Annotated in this window: 13 protein-coding genes; 7 read left to right on the top strand and 6 right to left on the bottom strand. The window is 72.4% G+C overall.

Annotated elements, in window-relative coordinates:
• The first annotated feature begins 79 nt into the window (after positions 1-79).
• The 3 genes from greA (at position 80) to ACQEUU_RS30565 (ending at position 3,887) form a co-directional block, all read left to right on the top strand.
• The gene (gene greA / locus ACQEUU_RS30575) at positions 80-580 is read left to right on the top strand and encodes a transcription elongation factor GreA (protein ID WP_433072557.1); all 501 of its coding nucleotides are present in this window, start codon (positions 80-82) and stop codon (positions 578-580) included.
• 47 nt (positions 581-627) lie between these two features.
• Complete coding sequence (locus ACQEUU_RS30570) at positions 628-1,836, top strand: C40 family peptidase (protein ID WP_433072556.1); 1,209 nt, start codon at positions 628-630, stop codon at positions 1,834-1,836.
• A 74-nt stretch (positions 1,837-1,910) separates the two neighbouring features.
• A complete protein-coding gene (locus ACQEUU_RS30565) occupies positions 1,911-3,887 on the top strand; it encodes a thioredoxin domain-containing protein (RefSeq protein ID WP_433072555.1) in 1,977 nt (658 codons plus the stop codon).
• A gap of 45 nt (positions 3,888-3,932) precedes the next feature.
• Here ACQEUU_RS30565 and ACQEUU_RS30560 read toward each other — a convergent pair whose 3' ends face one another.
• Both ACQEUU_RS30560 and ACQEUU_RS30555 read right to left on the bottom strand, forming a co-directional pair.
• The gene (locus ACQEUU_RS30560) at positions 3,933-6,059 is read right to left on the bottom strand and encodes a transglycosylase domain-containing protein (protein ID WP_433072553.1); all 2,127 of its coding nucleotides are present in this window, start codon (positions 6,057-6,059) and stop codon (positions 3,933-3,935) included.
• A 93-nt stretch (positions 6,060-6,152) separates the two neighbouring features.
• Entirely contained in the window at positions 6,153-6,638 is a 486-nt protein-coding gene (locus ACQEUU_RS30555) for an Lrp/AsnC family transcriptional regulator (RefSeq protein WP_433072552.1), read from the bottom strand.
• Between the two features lie 130 nt (positions 6,639-6,768).
• On the opposite strand from ACQEUU_RS30555, the gene hppD reads away from it, so the two are divergent.
• Together hppD and ACQEUU_RS30545 are read left to right on the top strand one after the other, a co-directional pair.
• Positions 6,769-7,851 carry a 4-hydroxyphenylpyruvate dioxygenase gene (gene hppD / locus ACQEUU_RS30550; protein ID WP_433074419.1) on the top strand — a complete coding sequence of 361 codons (1,083 nt, stop codon included), beginning with the start codon at positions 6,769-6,771 and terminating at the stop codon, positions 7,849-7,851.
• A 96-nt stretch (positions 7,852-7,947) separates the two neighbouring features.
• Complete coding sequence (locus ACQEUU_RS30545) at positions 7,948-9,378, top strand: M1 family metallopeptidase (RefSeq protein ID WP_433072550.1); 1,431 nt, start codon at positions 7,948-7,950, stop codon at positions 9,376-9,378.
• Here the strand turns inward: ACQEUU_RS30545 and ACQEUU_RS30540 are convergent, their stop codons facing one another.
• From ACQEUU_RS30540 to ACQEUU_RS30530, 3 genes are read right to left on the bottom strand one after another with little or no spacing between them, the layout of a single operon-like run.
• Positions 9,379-10,188, bottom strand: a complete 810-nt coding sequence (locus tag ACQEUU_RS30540; RefSeq protein ID WP_433072549.1) for an RNA polymerase sigma factor — start codon at positions 10,186-10,188, stop codon at positions 9,379-9,381.
• A 56-nt stretch (positions 10,189-10,244) separates the two neighbouring features.
• Complete coding sequence (locus ACQEUU_RS30535; RefSeq protein ID WP_433072548.1) at positions 10,245-11,240, bottom strand: ROK family protein; 996 nt, start codon at positions 11,238-11,240, stop codon at positions 10,245-10,247.
• On the bottom strand, positions 11,237-12,406 hold the full coding sequence (locus ACQEUU_RS30530; RefSeq protein ID WP_433074416.1) for an FIST signal transduction protein: 1,170 nt from the start codon (positions 12,404-12,406) through the stop codon (positions 11,237-11,239). The genes ACQEUU_RS30535 and ACQEUU_RS30530 overlap by 4 nt, the downstream gene beginning before the upstream one ends.
• Positions 12,407-12,577: 171 nt before the next feature.
• Here ACQEUU_RS30530 and ACQEUU_RS30525 point away from each other — a divergent pair, with 171 nt between their 5' ends.
• Positions 12,578-13,969, top strand: coding sequence for a sigma 54-interacting transcriptional regulator (locus ACQEUU_RS30525; protein ID WP_433072547.1), 1,392 nt, complete (start codon positions 12,578-12,580; stop codon positions 13,967-13,969).
• A gap of 34 nt (positions 13,970-14,003) precedes the next feature.
• Positions 14,004-15,971 (top strand): vWA domain-containing protein, encoded by a 1,968-nt coding sequence (locus tag ACQEUU_RS30520; protein WP_433072546.1) that lies wholly within the window; start codon positions 14,004-14,006, stop codon positions 15,969-15,971.
• Here the strand turns inward: ACQEUU_RS30520 and ACQEUU_RS30515 are convergent.
• Complete coding sequence (locus ACQEUU_RS30515) at positions 15,931-16,377, bottom strand: DUF6292 family protein (RefSeq protein WP_433072545.1); 447 nt, start codon at positions 16,375-16,377, stop codon at positions 15,931-15,933. The two genes, ACQEUU_RS30520 and ACQEUU_RS30515, sit on opposite strands and share 41 nt — an antisense overlap.
• Between the last annotated feature and the right edge of the window lie 140 nt (positions 16,378-16,517).

Here is a 16,517-nt window from a genome sequence, read left to right as displayed (position 1 = left end):
GGGCTTGTTAGCCTTTCGCAATTCCACCGTACGTGACCTTCAGTGATCTCAGGGCCCCCTAGGCAAGCAAGGAGAACCCGTGGCCGACTCTCGCGATGAGAACGTCACATGGCTGACGCAGGAGGCGTACGACCGCCTGAAGGGCGAGTACGAATATCTCTCGGGGCCCGGGCGCGTCGACATCGCCAAGAAGATCGAGGCCGCCCGGGAAGAGGGCGACCTGCGCGAGAACGGCGGCTACCACGCCGCCAAGGACGAGCAGGGCAAGATGGAGGCGCGGATCTTCCATCTGCGCCAGATCCTCGACAACGCGCGCGTGGGCAAGGCCCCCGCGGCCGACGGCGTCGTGGAGCCCGGCATGACCGTGACCATCCGGTTCGTCGGCGACGACGACGAGGTCACCTTCCTGCTCGCCTCGCGTGAGGAGAGCGGCGCGCCGATCGACGTCTATTCGCCCAAGTCCCCGCTGGGCGCCGCGATCAACGGCAAGAAGATCGGTGACAAGGCGACCTACAGCATGCCGAACGGCCGCCAGAACACCGTCGAGATCCTCGAGGCCGTGCCCTACATCGGCAACTGATGCATCCGGAACGGCGCCGCCGGGCCCCCCAAGGCCCGGCGGAACTCATGCGCGGTGGTTCCGGCATCCGCCAGGACCTCGGCTTCCTGCTGAGGTCCGGCAGGCGCCGTGACCACCGCCGCCTGATCCCGTTCATCGTGGTGACCCTGGTCGCCGTCCTCACCGCCGACGTCCTGCTGCTCGTGGAGCCCCGCGAGCCCGCGGGACCGGCCGCCACCGAGCCCGTACGGGCCCGCCAGACACCCCGGCAGAGCCTCATGGCCGACGCCAGGACCGTGCCGCCGGTGGCGCCCGCCGGCAAGCTCCACAAGCCGCACGTGTTCGTCGTCACCCGCAAGCCGTTCACCCAGGCGCAGTTACGGAAGATCGCCCGCCTGCCCGGGGTGCGCGCCCTGGAGCTGGCCGACGCGGCCAGCGTCAGGCTCGACGGCAAGCGGGTGCAGACCCTCGCCGTCGACCCGTCCACCTTCCGGGCCTACACGCCGAAGGTGACGGCGACCTCAGACCCGCTGTGGAGCAACGTGGCCGCGGGCGACGTCGCCGTCTCGTTCGTGCTCGGCAACGACGGCGGGCTCACCCTGCACCGCAAGATCAACGGCCCGGCGGGGCCGCTGCGCATCGGCGCCTACGCCACCACCGGCTTCGGTGCCGTGGACGCGATCGTGTCCAAGGAGACCGGCCGGGCGCTCGGGCTGCCCCGCGACAACGCGCTGATCATCAGCGCCCCCAGGACCGACTCGGCCAGGCTCCGCGACAGGGTTCTGCGCCTGCTGCCCAAGGGCACCCAGGCGGCCCTGGTCGATCCCGTGCGGCCGCAGGCGCGGGTCAGGGCCCGCGACTGGCCCTCCGGCGCGTTCATGACCGGGGAGCAGCTCACCGCCGCCCTGCGCGCCGCCGCCTCCAAGCTCGGCAGGCCGTACGTGTGGGGGGCTGAAGGACCTGACACCTTCGACTGCTCCGGGCTCGTCCAGTGGGCCTTCGCCCAGGCCGGGGTCAGGATGCCGCGGGTGACGCACCAGCAGTGGGTCACCGGCCCGCAGGTGCCGCTCTCCCAGGCGCACCCGGGCGACCTGCTGTTCTGGCGGCACGACCCGACCAACCCCGGCTACATCTCACACGTGGCGATCTACTGGGGCGACGGGAAGATGCTGCACGCCCCGCGCACCGGCGACGTGGTGAAGATCGCTCCGGTCAGCACCCGCAACCTGGCCGGCGTCGTCCGCGTGAGCCCGCAGGCGGCGGCCCAGGTCCGCTGAATCCCCCGCCCGTCCACGATCAACGTCCGCTCGCGGCGGTAGGGTGGCTGTTGGGACACAGGGGGGTGGTGCCGGTGAACCGGCTCGTCGAGGAGTCTTCGCCCTACTTGCTGCAGCACGCCGGCAATCCGGTCGACTGGTGGCCCTGGGGAGAGGAGGCCATGCGCGAGGCGCGCCGCCGCGACGCGCCGTTGCTGATCTCCATCGGCTACTCGTCCTGCCACTGGTGTCACGTGATGGCCCACGAGAGCTTCGAGGACCCCGGCACCGCCCGGCTGATGAACGAGCACTTCGTCAACGTCAAGGTCGACCGCGAGGAGCGGCCCGACGTGGACGCCGTCTACATGAGCGCCACCCAGGCCATGACGCAGCAGGGCGGCTGGCCGATGACCGTCTTCGCCACCCCCGACGGTCACCCCTTCTACTGCGGCACCTACTTCCCCCGGGCGCAGTTCCAGCGGCTCCTGACCGGGCTGCACCACGCCTGGGTCCACGACCGCGAGACCGTGCTCAAGCAGGGCGCGAAAGTGGTCGAGGTGCTCAACTCCGGCACCGCCCTGCCCAGCGGCCCGCAGCCCACGGCCGAGACGCTGGAGCGGGCCGTCGCCAACCTGCGCGAGTCGTTCGACCCGGTGCGCGGCGGGTTCGGCGGCGCGCCGAAGTTCCCGCCTTCGATGGTGCTGGAGTTCCTGCTGCGCTCGGGCGAGCGCGAGATGTCCGGCAGGACCCTGGAGGCGATGGCCCGCGGCGGCATCTACGACCAGCTCGGCGGCGGGTTCGCCCGCTACAGCGTGGACGCCGGCTGGGTGGTGCCGCACTTCGAGAAGATGCTCTACGACAACGCGCTGCTGCTGCGGGTCTACACCCACTGGTGGACGGCGACCGGCGAGCCGCTGGCCCGGCGGGTCGCGCTGGAGACCGCCGGCTGGCTGCTGCGCGAGCTGCGCACCCCCGAGGGCGGCTTCGCCTCCGCGCTCGACGCCGACAGCGAGGGCGAGGAGGGCAGGTTCTACGTCTGGACCCCCGAGCAGCTGCGCGAGGCGCTGGGTCCCGACGACGGCGACTGGGCGGTCCGGGTCTTCGACGTGACCGGCACGTTCGAGCACGGCACGTCGGTGCTCCAGCTCCCCCGGGAGCCCGACGACCCCGAGCGGCTGGCGCGGGTGCGCGAGCGGCTGCTCGCCGCACGCGAGCTGCGGGTGCGCCCGGGGCGCGACGACAAGGTGGTGGCGAGCTGGACCGGGCTGGCCATCGCGGCCCTGGCCGAGACCGGGATGGTCTTCGACCGGGCCGACCTGGTGGAGGCGGCCACCGCCGCGGCGGTCCTGCTGCAGGAGGTGCACGTCGAGGGCGACAGGCTGCTGCGTACCTCCCGTGACGGGCGCGCCGGGCGCAACGCGGGCGTGCTCGACGACTACGCCAACCTGGCCGAGGGGCTCATCGCGCTCCACGGGGTGACCGGGGAGACGCGCTGGTTCCGGCTGGCCGGCGCCCTGCTCGACACCGTGCTCGACCGGTTCGGCGACGGCACCGGCGGGTTCTACGACACCGCGGACGACGCCGAGCGGCTGTTCCAGCGCCCGCAGGACGCGACGGACAACGCCACGCCCTCCGGCCAGTACGCGGCGGCGGGGGCGTTGCTCTCGTACGCGGCGCTGACGGGCTCCACGCGGCACCGGGACGCCGCCCACGCCGCGCTCGGCACGGTGTCGGTGCTGGCCGGCAGGCACGCCCGGTTCGCCGGGTGGGGGCTGGCGGTGGCCAGGGCCGCGCTCGACGGGCCCGTCGAGGTGGCCGTGGTGGGCCCGCCCGACGACCCCCGCACCCGCGCCCTGCACCGGGAGGCCTACCTGGCGGGCGTCCCCGGCCTGGTGGTGGCGTCAGGCCCGGGCGCCCCGGCCGAGCTCGACGTCGCGCACGGGGCCGCCGTGCCGCTGTTGCGGGGCCGCGGCCTCATCGGCGGCGCGCCGGCCGCGTACGTGTGCCAGGGGTTCACCTGCAAGATGCCGGTGACCACCCCCGAGGACCTGCGCGCCCAACTGCGCCGCTGACCGGTCCGGGTCCCCGCCGCGGCGGGGACCCGGGCCGGACGGCGGTCAGCCGAACGGTGACGGGCGGGCGCCGCTGTTGTCGGCGGGGCCGGACGTCGGCTCGGGCTCGGGCGCCTCGTCGACCGGCGGGCCGCTCTCCTCCTCGGGCGTCTCCATCAGCCGGGCGTTCTCGTCGGGGTCGGGCTGAGCGGGCGGCTCGTCGTCGGTGGGGGGCGGCTGCGTCTCCTCCTGGGTGGGCCGCTGGTCCCACTGCTCCGGCTGCCGCGACGGCGTCTCGTCGCTCCAGTCGCGGTCCTGGTCGCGCGGCTCGCCGTAGCCGGTCGGCCCGGACAGCCCCGACGGGTCGGGGAACTGCTCGACCGGCTTGCCCTCCATCGCCTCGGTCATGAACGCCCGCCACACCTGGGCGGGCAGCTGGCCGCCGAACTGCACCCCGTAGCCGGGCACGGCGACCGTCTCGTTGTCGTCGCGGAACATGTTGACGGCGGTCGCGAGCTGCGGCGTGAACCCGGTGAACCACACCGCCCTGGAGTCGTCGGTGGTGCCCGTCTTGCCCGCCACGGGCCGGTCGTAGAGGCGGGCGGCGGTGCCGGTGCCGTACTGGACGACCTGCCGCATGGCGTACGTGGCGTCGGCGGCGGCCCGTTCGCTGACGGCCTGGGTGGCGGCGGGCTTGACCACGTCCTTCACCCCGTCGGCGTTGGTGACCGACTTGATGACGTGCGTCTCCATATGGACGCCCGAGTTGGCGAAGGTGGCGAAGCCGGAGGCGTTCTGCACGGCGCTGACGGAGGCCACGCCGAGCGGGAACGAGGCGGCGTGCACGTGCGGCCTGAGCTGCTCGGCCGGGATGCCCATGGCCTCGGCGGTGGCGGCGACCTTGCGCGGGCCGACCTTCTGGGCGAGGTCGACGAAGGCGGTGTTGACCGAGTTGCGGATGGCGCTGACCAGGTCGATCTGGCCGTAGGAGCGGCCGCCGTCGTTGGGGATCGGATGCTCGGGGTCGGCCGCCACGCGCATCGGCGAGTTGCCGTTGACCCGGGTGGACAGCCCGAGCCCGCTCTCCAGCGCCGCCGCCAGCGTGTAGGGCTTGAACGTGGACCCGGCCATCACCTTGGCCGAGAACGCGTTGTCGTACTGGGACCTGTCGGGGCTGCCGCCGTAGAAGGCGACCACCTCGCCCGTCGCGGGGTCCACGGCCGCCAGGCCGGTGCGGATCTTCTTGGGCGTGGCGTCCGGCAGGGTGTCCTTGACCGCCCGCTCGGCCGCCTCCATGAGCTTCTTGTCGAAGGTCGTGACGATCTTCAGGCCGCCGCCGTTGATGTCCTCGTCGGTGTAGCCGCGCCGGTTCAGCTCGTCGGTGACCTGCTGGAGCATGTACTGGGCCTGGCCCTTGAGCTGGAACGGCTTCTTGGCCGCCTTCAGCTCGGGGAAGCGCTGCGCCTCGGCCTCGGCGGCGGTGAGCGCGCCGGTCTGGGTCATGGCCTGGATCACCGACCGCCAGCGGGCCTCGACGGCCTGGAGGTCGGTGCCCTCGGGGTCGGCGAACCGGGACGGCTGCTGGATCACCGCGGCCAGGTAGGCGCCCTGGGAGACGTTGAGCCGGTCGACGTCCTCGCCGAAGTAGGCGCGGGCGGCCGCCTGCACCCCGTTGGCGCCCCGGCCGAAGTAGATCGTGTTGAGGTACTGCTCCAGCACCCAGTCCTTCGGCTTGGACTGGTCGACCTTGATCGAGATCATGATCTCTTTGGCCTTGCGGATGACGGAGCGCTCCTGGCTCAGGCCGCTGTAGTAGTTGCGGACGAGCTGCTGGGTGATGGTGGAGCCGCCCTGGATCTGGTTGCCGGTGACGGTGGACCACAGGGCGCGGGCGGTGCCCTTGACCGAGACGCCGCTGTCGTCGTAGAAGGAGCGGTTCTCGGCGGCGATGACGGCCTCGCGCACGTGTGCGGGCACCTTGGCCAGCTCGACGTTCCTGCGGTCGACGCCCTGCCGGGCGATGACGGTCTTGCCGTCGCGGTAGTAGATGACCGACCCCTGGGCCGTCGCGTCCTTCTGCGTGCTGTCGGGGATGGGGGTCATGGCCCAGGCGATGCCGAACAGCGCGGCCAGCACCACGAACCCCGCCGCTCCCCCGATGAGCAGGAACCGGAGCAATCTCCGCTTTCGCAACGCCTTCTTCACCACCCCGTCACGCCTCCCCCGCGTCCAGGCGAAAGTCAAGGGTAAGCGCTCGATAACGGTGCCTCGTCCCTCCCGGCGATGCTACGACTCCCGGGCCGCCCGGCGTGGGACATCGGCGACCAATGGCAACACTCGGTAGGGAACGGGAGTGTCCAGCGCGATGATCGAGGAGGTCCTGACCACGCCCTGGACCTCGACGATCTCGTCGATGACGCGCTGGAGGTCGGCGTTCGTCCGCGCCACCACCCGGCACATGAGGTCGCTGCCGCCGGTGACGGTGTGGACCTCCAGGACCTCGGGGATGTGCGCCAGCCGGTGCGCCACCGGCTCGTGGCCGGCGACCTGCCGGATCTCCAGCAGCACGAAGGCGGTCACGTCGTAGCCGAGCGCCGCCGTCGAGACGTCGGGCCCGAACCCGGTGATCACCCCCCGGGACATGAGCCGGTCCAGCCGCGCCTGGACGGTGCCCCTGGCCACGCCGAGCCGCCGCGAGCACTCCAGCACGCCGAGCCTCGGCTCCGCGGTGAGCAGCGCGAGCAGCCGGGAGTCCAGTTGATCGATCGTCATGATGTACAGATTCTCCGCCGTACGGCCCAGAAGACTGGACAGGTTGTGCACTCATTGAAGCAACTCTTGCGCAACTCGTCCATCGATATCGAGAGTTGTCGGTATGAGTGATGTCTTTCCGGTGAACGGTATGCATGCCGTGGTGTTCGCGGTCGGGAACGCCAAGCAGTCCGCCCACTACTACGCGACGGCGTTCGGGATGAAGCTGGTGGCCTACCGAGGCCCGGAGAACGGCAGCCGCGACGAGGCGGCCTACGTGCTCACCTCCGGCGGCGCCACCTTCGAGTTCCGCGCGTCCATCAGGCCCGGCACGGACCTGGCCAGGCACGTGGCCGAGCACGGCGACGGAGTGATCGACCTCGCGCTCGACGTGCCCGACGTGGAGGCCGCCTACCGGCACGCCGTCACGCACGGCGCCCGCGGGCTGGCCGAGCCGCACGTCCTGGAGGACGAGCACGGCAAGGTGGTGGTCGCCGCCATCGCCACGTACGGGGAGACCCGCCACACGCTGGTCGACCGGTCCAACTACGCCGGCACCTACCTGCCCGGGTACGCGCCCGCGCAGCCCCTCGTGGCCCCGCCCGCCACCAAGACCGGCCGGCTGTTCCAGGCCGTCGACCACTGCGTCGGCAACGTGGAGCTCGGCAAGATGGACGAGTGGGTGGCGTTCTACCGCGAGGTCATGGGCTTCACGAACATGGCCGAGTTCATCGGCGACGACATCGCCACCGAGTACTCGGCGCTGATGTCGAAGGTCGTGGCCGACGGCTCGCGCAAGGTCAAGTTCCCGCTCAACGAGCCGGCCGTCAGCCGCAAGAAGTCGCAGATCGACGAGTATCTGGAGTTCTACGGCGGGCCTGGCGTCCAGCACGTCGCGCTGGCCACCAACGACATCCTCACCACGGTCGACCACATGCGGGCCGCCGGGGTCGAGTTCCTCGACACGCCCGACTCGTACTACGACGACCCCGAGCTGCGCGCCCGCATCGGCACCGTGCGCGCGCCGATCGAGGAGCTGAAGAAGCGCAAGATCCTGGTCGACCGGGACGAGGACGGCTACCTGCTGCAGATCTTCACCAAGCCGGTGCAGGACCGCCCGACGGTCTTCTTCGAGCTCATCGAGCGCCACGGCTCGCTCGGGTTCGGCAAGGGCAACTTCAAGGCGCTGTTCGAGGCCATCGAACGCGAGCAGGAGCGCCGGGGCAACCTCTGACGCCCTCGGGGCCGCCGCTTCCGCCGAGCGGGTGGTGATCAGCGGTTGACGCAGCGTACTCTTCTGGTCACGTATCGGAAGGGGGCTGTCCCGCGCATGGGGTCGATGACACGCCGCGCCGCCGCGCTGCTGACCGCGCTGAGCGTGCTGGGATGCGGCGCGACCGGCGAGCCGTCACAGGGCGCGACCGGGTCCGACAGCGGCCCGACGGACACCGCCGAGCCGGGCGTGGGAGCGCCCGGCATCGGCGACCCCGACTTCCCGCTCGACGGCAACGGCGGCTACGACGTCGCCCACTACGCGCTGCGGATCGGCTACGCGCCGGCCCGCCGGCGGCTCGACGGCGAGGCCACGATCCAGGCCAGGGCCACCCAGGCGCTGTCGCGGTTCAACCTCGACCTGCGCGGCTTCACGGTCGGCGGGGTGTCGGTCGACGGCGCGGCGGCCACGTTCACCCGCAAGGGCGACGAGCTGTCCGTCACCCCGGCCGAGCCGCTGGCGCGCGGGGCGGAGTTCGCGGTCAAGGTGGCCTACTCCGGCACGCCCCGGCCGGTGCGCGGCTCGTCCAACCTCGGCACCTACGGGTTCATCCCGACCGCCGACGGCGCCTTCGTCACCGCCGAGCCCAACGGCGCCAAGACCTGGTTCCCCGGCAACGACCACCCCGCCGACAAGGCCACCTTCGACTTCGAGATCACCGTGCCCGCCGGGGTGACCGCGCTGGCCAACGGCGAGCTGGTGAGCCGCACCGCCGCCCCCGGCGGCGGCACCACGTTCACCTGGCGCGAGGCCCATCCGATGGCCACCTACCTCGCCACCGCCACGATGGGCCGGTTCACGCTGCGGGAGGGCCGGACCGCGGGCGGCATCCGCAGCCTCGCGGCGGTCGACCCGCGCTTCTCCAGCGCGCTCGGCGAGCTCTACAGGCGCTCCGGCGAGATCACCGACCACTGGGTGACGGTCTTCGGCCCCTACCCGTTCTCCTCCACCGGCGGCGTGGTCGACGACTTCTCCGCCGGCTACGCGCTGGAGAACCAGACCAAGCCCATGTACGGCGGCTTCGAGCCGGGTGAGTCGATCATCGCCCACGAGCTGGCCCACCAGTGGTTCGGCAACAGCCTCAGCATCGAACGCTGGGAGGACCTCTGGCTCAACGAGGGCTTCGCCACCTACGCCGAGTGGCTGTGGTCCGAGCACACCGGTGGCGACACCGCCGCGCAGCGCTTCAAGACGGCCCACGCCCGGCCCGCGAACGACCCGATCTGGTCCTACCCGCCGGGCGACGCGCGCCCCGGCGACCTGTTCAACGAGTCCGTCTACACCCGGGGCGCCATGACGCTGCACGCCCTGCGCCGGGAGATCGGCGACCGCGCGTTCTTCACGCTGCTCAAGACCTGGGCGGCGGAGCACCGCCACGGCAACGTGACGACGGAGCAGTTCACCGCGCTCGCCGAACGGCTGTCCGGCAAACGGCTCGGCTCCCTCTTCGACGCCTGGCTCTTCCAGCCCCGCCGCCCGTCGGCCTGACTAGCCGATCGGCTTGTTCCAGAACTCGTCGTCGACCAGCGCGCACGGCCGGACCTCGCCCCGCACGATCCAGCCGCCGTAACGCCAGACCGTCATGCCGTCTCCCGCCGGCTCGGCCGGATCCCGCTCGGAGAACTCCATCACCAGGGTCTGGTCAGCGCCGATCCGCGCGGGGTCGATCGTCAGCTTCCCTCCCTTCGGGTACGACGTCCAGGGCTCGCGCAGGGCGGTGCGGCCGGCGGTGCGGTCGGCGACGATGTCCCCCCGCGGGCCGTCGCAGCGCTTGCCCGCAGGGGCGTACGTGACGTCGGCCCGCACCCCCAGCGCCGCCAGGTCGCGTTCCAGCTGGTCGGCGTCCCGCAGTTCGGCGATCGTGACGACGATGGTGCCGTCGGCGTCCTCGCTCACCGCGTGGGCCGGGCTCGCGACGCCGGCCAGCGTCGGCACGACGAACGCGGCCGCCGCGGCGAGCCCGGCCGCCGCCGCCCCCGTGAGCAGGCGGCGGCCCCTGGTCCGGCGACGCCCGCCCACCCGGTCGGCCAGCCGCGACTGCCTGAACACCCGGCGCCTCTCGGCCGACAGCGTGTTCCGCGCGACCCCGTACAGCCAGCCCAGCTCCGTTCCCAGGTCGGACCGGTAGGTGTGCGCCGAGTCGAGCACCGCCACGAACACCTCGGCCACCAGATCGGCGACCGTGTGCGGGTCGTCGACACGGCGGGCGAAGAAACGGGTGACCGCCTCGACGTGCCGTCGGTAGAAGGCCTCGAACGCCACCGGATCGGTGGCGAACTCCGGCCGCTTGCGAGGCACCGGCTCCGCTCCCTTCGTCGGTCCACACCCCTGCTTGGACGGGGAGACCTGGAGCGTTACAGAGGGATTTTTCCGTACGTGTCGCCCGCGAGAACGAGTGCGGCCGCGCCGATCAGCCCCGCCTCCTGGCCGAGCGAGGCCGGCGCCACCCGCAGGCGGCGGGCGAACCCCATCCGGGCGTGCTCCCTCAGCGCTTCCTCCAGCGGGCCGAACAGCGGCTCCCCGGCCTGGGAGAGGCCGCCGCCGATGGTGACCAGTTCCAGGTCGCACAGGTGGGTGGCGGAGGCGAGGGCGATCCCGAGCGCCCGGCCCGCCCGGCGCATGGCGGCCACGGCCACCTCGTCCCCGGCCAGCGCGTCCGCCGCCAGCATCCGCCCGGTGACGGCCCGCTCCTCCCGATAGCCCTCACCGACCGCGAACCGCCCAGCGGGCGCACGCTCCCCGGTCGGCCCGGGCCCGGGGTCACGCGGGGTCCAGCCGTGGGCGAGGGCCCAGGCGGTCAGGGCGGGGCCGCGGGCGACCGCCTCCAGGCAGCCGTGGCCGCCGCAGCCGCACGGCGGGCCGCCGTCCGGCTCCACCACCACGTGCCCGATGTGGCCGGCGTTGCCGGTGCCGCCGTCGACCAGCCGCCCGCCGAGGATGAGCCCGCCGCCGACGCCGGTCGAGACCACCATGCCCAGCATGTCCGCCACGCCCCGCCCGGCGCCGCGCCAGTGTTCGGCCACCGCCAGGCAGATGGCGTCGTTGTGGACCCGTACCGGCACGCCGGGAAACCGCTCGGCGAGCCGGGCGCGCAGCGGGAAGCCGCGCCAGCCGGGGATGTTGAGCGGCGAGACCACTCCGGAGGGCCACGCCATGGGCCCGCCGCACCCGGCGCCCACGCCCGTCACCCCGTCGGAGAGCGGGTCGATCAGGTCGCACAGCGCCTGCCAGAGCGTCTCGGCGGCGGCGTCCTGGGGCGTGGCCGCCCGCCTGGCCGCCAGGATCGCGCCGTCCGGGGAGACCCGGGCCGCCGCCAGCTTGGTGCCGCCGACGTCGACGGCGAGGATCACGTGTCGGCCGAGGAGAAGACCAGCACCGACGCGGTGAACCCGTGCACGTGGTTGTGCCCGCCCACCGGCCCCACCTCGCCGGCCGCGAAGAAGCCCGCCACCCCGATGGGCCCGAGCGTGTCGCGCAGCGCCAGCGGGTCGTGGTCGGCGCTGCCGAACATGGCCGAGCCGCGCCCGTTGCAGGAGAACAGCAGCGCCCCGTCGACCCGGCCCAGCTCCTGCCGGTGCGCGTCGAGCATGTCGTAGAGGTCCTCGTCGGCGGTGGCCGCGTCACGCACCTGGAAGCGCACGGTACGGCCGACCTCCACGATGTCGCCGATGGCCACGGCCTCGCGCTCCGGGTCGATGCCGATCACGCCGCGGATCAGGAAGTCGCCGCGTTCGTGCCGCTCGGCGTACTCGTCCATGGCCAGCCCGATCTGCAGTCCGGCGGCGACCAGCTCGCGGTCGTCCTCGTCCAGGTCGGTGACGATGTCCTCCAGCCGCGACAGCGCCGGTTGCCCGGCCAGCTCCAGCAGCAGGTTCTCCTCGGCGCGGGTGACGACCATGGTGGGCCCGATCGGCCGGCAGCCCTGGCTGACGACGGTGGTCACGTTGACGGATCCGCTGATCAGGACGCCGATGGCGCCCTCGGTGTAGATCTCGCCGTCGGCGAAGAGCCGTACCGAGCCCCGTCCCTGCACCCCGTTGGCCAGCCCGCCGACCAGCGGAAGGTCGCCCAGCACGTCCACGGAGCGCTCGACGAACGCGTCGGCGGGGAACGAGTACGGGTCCGCCAGGAGGATCGCCACGTGGTCGTCGGGGCTGCGCTCGGGCAGGCCGACCACCACGAACCGGTCCTCCGCGGTGAGCGTCTCCAGCGCGAACGTGGTCAGCTCGGCGCCTTCCAGGGTGGCCGCCCAGGCGCTCACGGACGGGGTCAGCTCGACCCCGGTGTCGCCGCCGATCACTCCGGTGGCGCTGCATCCGATGACGTGCGCTCCGGGCGCCATCCGCATCGCGCGCTCGCCGGCCCGCGCCACGTCGTCGGGATCGTCGCCGCAGATGAAGAAGCAGACCAGGTCGGCCTGCCCGCTGAGCCGTGACAGGGCCTGGTTCACGGCCCTCTCCGCGGCCCCCACCAGGTCGGAGTCCACGGCGAGGCCGTCGGCGAAGCGGCTCGTCATCACTGCCACGCGTCTCGCCTCCCTCTCCTGGTCCAACTACCCTAGGCCCGATTCTCCCCACTAAAGGGGCGAGCACGCATACGAAACGTGACGTAATGGTCGAGATCCGATATCTCCGCCAGATGCGAAACTCTCTGCCGCTTTCCCTCCAGGCAACGTAGTCTCGATCCCGTGCATCTGCCTCGTAATCTGCGCGAGTTGCGAGAGAACGGCCACGTTCATCGCACCGTCAAAGCCGAGGTCCGCGAAAACCTGCTGGCCAAGCTCCGGGCGGGCGAGCCCCGTTTCCCGGGCATCGTGGGCTTCGACGACACTGTCCTGCCCCACCTCGAACGGGCGTTGCTCGCCGGTCACGACCTGGTCCTGCTCGGTGAGCGCGGCCAGGGCAAGACCCGGCTGATCCGCACCGTCGTCGGCCTCCTCGACGAGTGGACCCCGGTCGTCGAGGGGTGCGAGATCAACGACCACCCGTACGCGCCGGTCTGCGGACGCTGCCGGGCCCTGGCCGACGAGCTCGGCGACGAGCTGCCGGTGGCCCACAGGCACCGGGACGAGCGCTACGGCGAGAAGCTCGCCACCCCCGACACCTCCGTCGGGGACCTCATCGGCGACATCGACCCCATCAAGATCGCGGAGGGCCGCCGGCTCGGCGACCCGGAGACCGTCCACTACGGCCTGGTGCCGCGCACCAACCGCGGCGTGTTCTCCGTCAACGAGCTGCCCGACCTGGCCGAGCGCATCCAGGTGTCGCTGCTCAACGTGCTGGAGGAGCGCGACGTCCAGGTGCGCGGCTACAACCTGCGGCTGCCGCTGGACATCCTGCTCATCGCCAGCGCCAACCCCGAGGACTACACCAACCGGGGCCGGATCATCACCCCGCTGAAGGACCGCTTCGGCGCCGAGATCCGCACCCACTACCCGACGTCGGTCGAGGACGAGCTGACGCTCATCCGCCAGGAGTCCACCCCGGACATCGGGGCGGACGTCCCCGAGCACCTGATCGAGGCCATCGCCCGCTTCACCCGCCTGGTCCGCGAGTCCACGGCCGTGGACACCCGGTCGGGCGTGTCCGCCCGGTTCTCGATCGCGGCCGCGGAGACCGCCGCGGCCTCGGCCGTGCGCAGGGCGGCGCTGGCCGGCGAGGAGCAGCCGGTGACCCGGGTCTGCGACCTGGCCCCGGTCGTCCACAGCCTGCGCGGCAAGGTGGAGTTCGAGGTCAGCGAGGAGGGCAGGGAGACCGAGATCCTGGCCCACCTGCTGCGCCGGGCCGTCGCCGAGACCTTCAGGAGCCGTCTCGGGGGCATGGACCTGTCGGCGCTGACCGACCGGTTCGCCGAGGGCAACCAGGTGGAGTCGGGCGAGCTGGTCCCGGCCGGAGAGCTGCTGCGCCGCATCGGGCCGGTCCAGGGCCTGGCCAAGATCATGTCTCGGCTGGGGATGGGCGCGGGCGAGGAGTCGCCCGGTCACGCCGCCGCCGCGCTGGAGTTCGCGCTGGAGGGCCTCTACCTCATGCGCCGGCTCTCGAAGGACGACCTCGACGGCGTCACCGTCTACCGGACATGACGGACATCCCGGTGCGAGTTAGCGTGGATGGGTGATGGCCTACCGCTATGGCGAGTACCACGACGGCCCGGACCCCCTCGCGCCGCCGTACGACGTGCGGGCGGCGCTGGACGAGATGGGCGACGCCATCCTGTCCGGCTCGACCCCGGTGCACGCGCTGCGCGACCTGCTCAAACGGGGCCTGCCCGGGGCCCGCGACCGCCGCGGCCTGGACGACATGCTGCGCGAGGTGCGGCGGCGGCGCCGCGAGCTGCGCGAGGGCGGCCGGCTCGACGGCACGCTGGAGCGGGCCAGGGCGCTCCTGGACAAGGCCGTCGGTCAGGAGCGGGCCGAGCTGTTCCCCGACCCGTCCGACGAGGCCAGGGCGCGCGAGGCCGAGCTCGACTCGCTGCCGGACGACACGGCCGACGCCATCCAGCAGCTGAGCTCGTACGAGTGGCGCTCGGCGGCGGCCCGCCGGACCTTCGAGGAGCTGCGCGACCTGCTGCGGCGCGAGGTCCTCGACAGCCAGTTCAGGGGGCTGCGCGACGCGCTGGCCGACCCCGACCCGGAGGCGATGGAACGGGTCCGCCGGATGATGACGGACCTCAACGACATGCTCGACAAGGACGCCAGGGGCGAGCACACCCAGGCGGACTTCGACGCCTTCATGGCCGAGTACGGCGACCTGTTCCCGGAGAAGCCGCGCGACCTCGCCGAACTGGTCGACGTCCTGGCCCGCCGCGCCGCGGCCACGCAGCGCATGCTGGCCTCGCTGACCCCGCGCCAGCGCGAGGAGCTGGGCAACCTGATGACCCAGACCCTCGACCAGGCCGGTCTGTCGGAGCAGATGCGCCGGCTCGGCGAGGCGCTGCGCGCCCGGCGCCCCGACCTGGCGTGGGACTCCACCGAGCGGATGACCGGGGACGACCCGCTGGGCATGGGCGACGCCGTCACCGCCCTGGAGGAGCTGGCCGACCTGAGCCGGTTGGAGTCGGCGCTGCGCCAGGACTACCCGGGGGCGCGGCTGGACGACATCGACGAGGCCGCGATCCGGCGCGCCCTGGGCCGCTCGGCGGTCGACGACCTGGAGGCGCTCAAGCGCGTCGAACGGGAGCTGGAGGAGCAGGGCTACCTGCTGCGCCGCCGCGGCAAGCTGGAGCTGACGCCCAAAGCGGTGCGCCGGCTCGGCGAGACCGCGCTGCGCCGGGTGTTCGCCTCGCTGGACGCCGGCCGGCGGGGCGACCACGACCAGCACGACGCCGGCTCGGCCGGTGAGCTGACCGGCTCGTCACGGCCCTGGCGGTTCGGCGACGAGCAGCCGATCGACGTGGTGCGCACGCTGGTCAACGGCGTGCGCGCTGGCGGCCTGCGCACCGCCGGCGGCAGCCCGTCGGTCGCGCTGTCGGTGGACGACTTCGAGGTGGCCGAGACCGAGCGGCGCACCGCCGCGGCCGTCTGCCTGCTGGTCGACCTGTCGTACTCGATGGCGCTGCGCGGCACGTGGGCGGCGGCCAAGCAGACCGCGCTCGCCCTGCAGGCGCTGGTGGCGTCCAAGTTCCCGCAGGACGCCGTGCAGATCATCGGGTTCTCCAACTACGCGAGGGTGCTGCAGCCCGACGAGCTGGCAGGCCTCGACTGGGACATGGTGCAGGGCACGAACCTGCACCACGCGCTGCTCATCGCGGGCCGCCACCTGGACCGTCACCCCGACTTCGAGCCGGTGGTGCTCGTGGTCACCGACGGGGAGCCGACCGCCCACCTGCTGCGCAACGGCCATTCGGCCTTCGAGTGGCCGCCGTCGCCGGAGACGCTTGAGCTGACCCTGGCCGAGGTCGACAAGATGACCCGGCGCCGGGCCACGATCAACGTGTTCATGCTGGCGGGCGACGAGCGGCTCAAGGACTTCGTCGACGAGGTGGCCCGCCGCAACGGCGGGCGCGTCTTCTCCCCCAGCGCCGACCGGCTGGGCGAGTACGTCGTCAGCGACTTCCTGAAAGTGCGCCGGGCCCGCCGGCACTAGCCGTGTAGTAGTCGAGCGCCACGTCGAAGCCGTCGCGGCAGTTGCGGTGCGAGCGGTAGCAGGGCCGCCAGGCGGTGCTGGAGCCCAGCCCCGCGCGGGCGTCCGCGAGCGCCGCCGGCACCCGCTCCGGCCGCGGGACCAGCCCGCCGCCGAGGTAGCGGACTCCGGTCAGCTCGGTGCGGCGGCCCGCCTCGCCGGAGAGGAAGCGGCCCAGCCGCCACCCGCTCTCCTCGTCCCACACCAGCCCCGAGCCGTCGGCGAGCCGGATCGTGGCCTCGCGCGGCTCGCAGGGACCTTCCCACCATCCGGCGACCTCGGCTCCGAGCTCGTCGACGACCCGGCTCACGTAGCGGCTCGGCTGGTGAAGCCACTCGTCCGAATACGGCTCGACATGCCTGATGGCCACGGACGGCACCCCCTTGTGCCCTGAGAGTAAGAAAAAAGCAGCGGTCACCAACCCTACCTGTGACGACCGGATGGCATGTCCTTCACATCTAGTCATTACGGGGGATATTCCCGCCCTTTGCGGGGAAGAAGGGGAATCTT

It is taken from the genome of Nonomuraea sp. CA-218870, assembly GCF_050936535.1.
Taxonomy (GTDB): Bacteria; Actinomycetota; Actinomycetes; order Streptosporangiales; family Streptosporangiaceae; genus Nonomuraea; species Nonomuraea corallina.
This window is presented reverse-complemented; position numbering and strand designations above follow the sequence as displayed.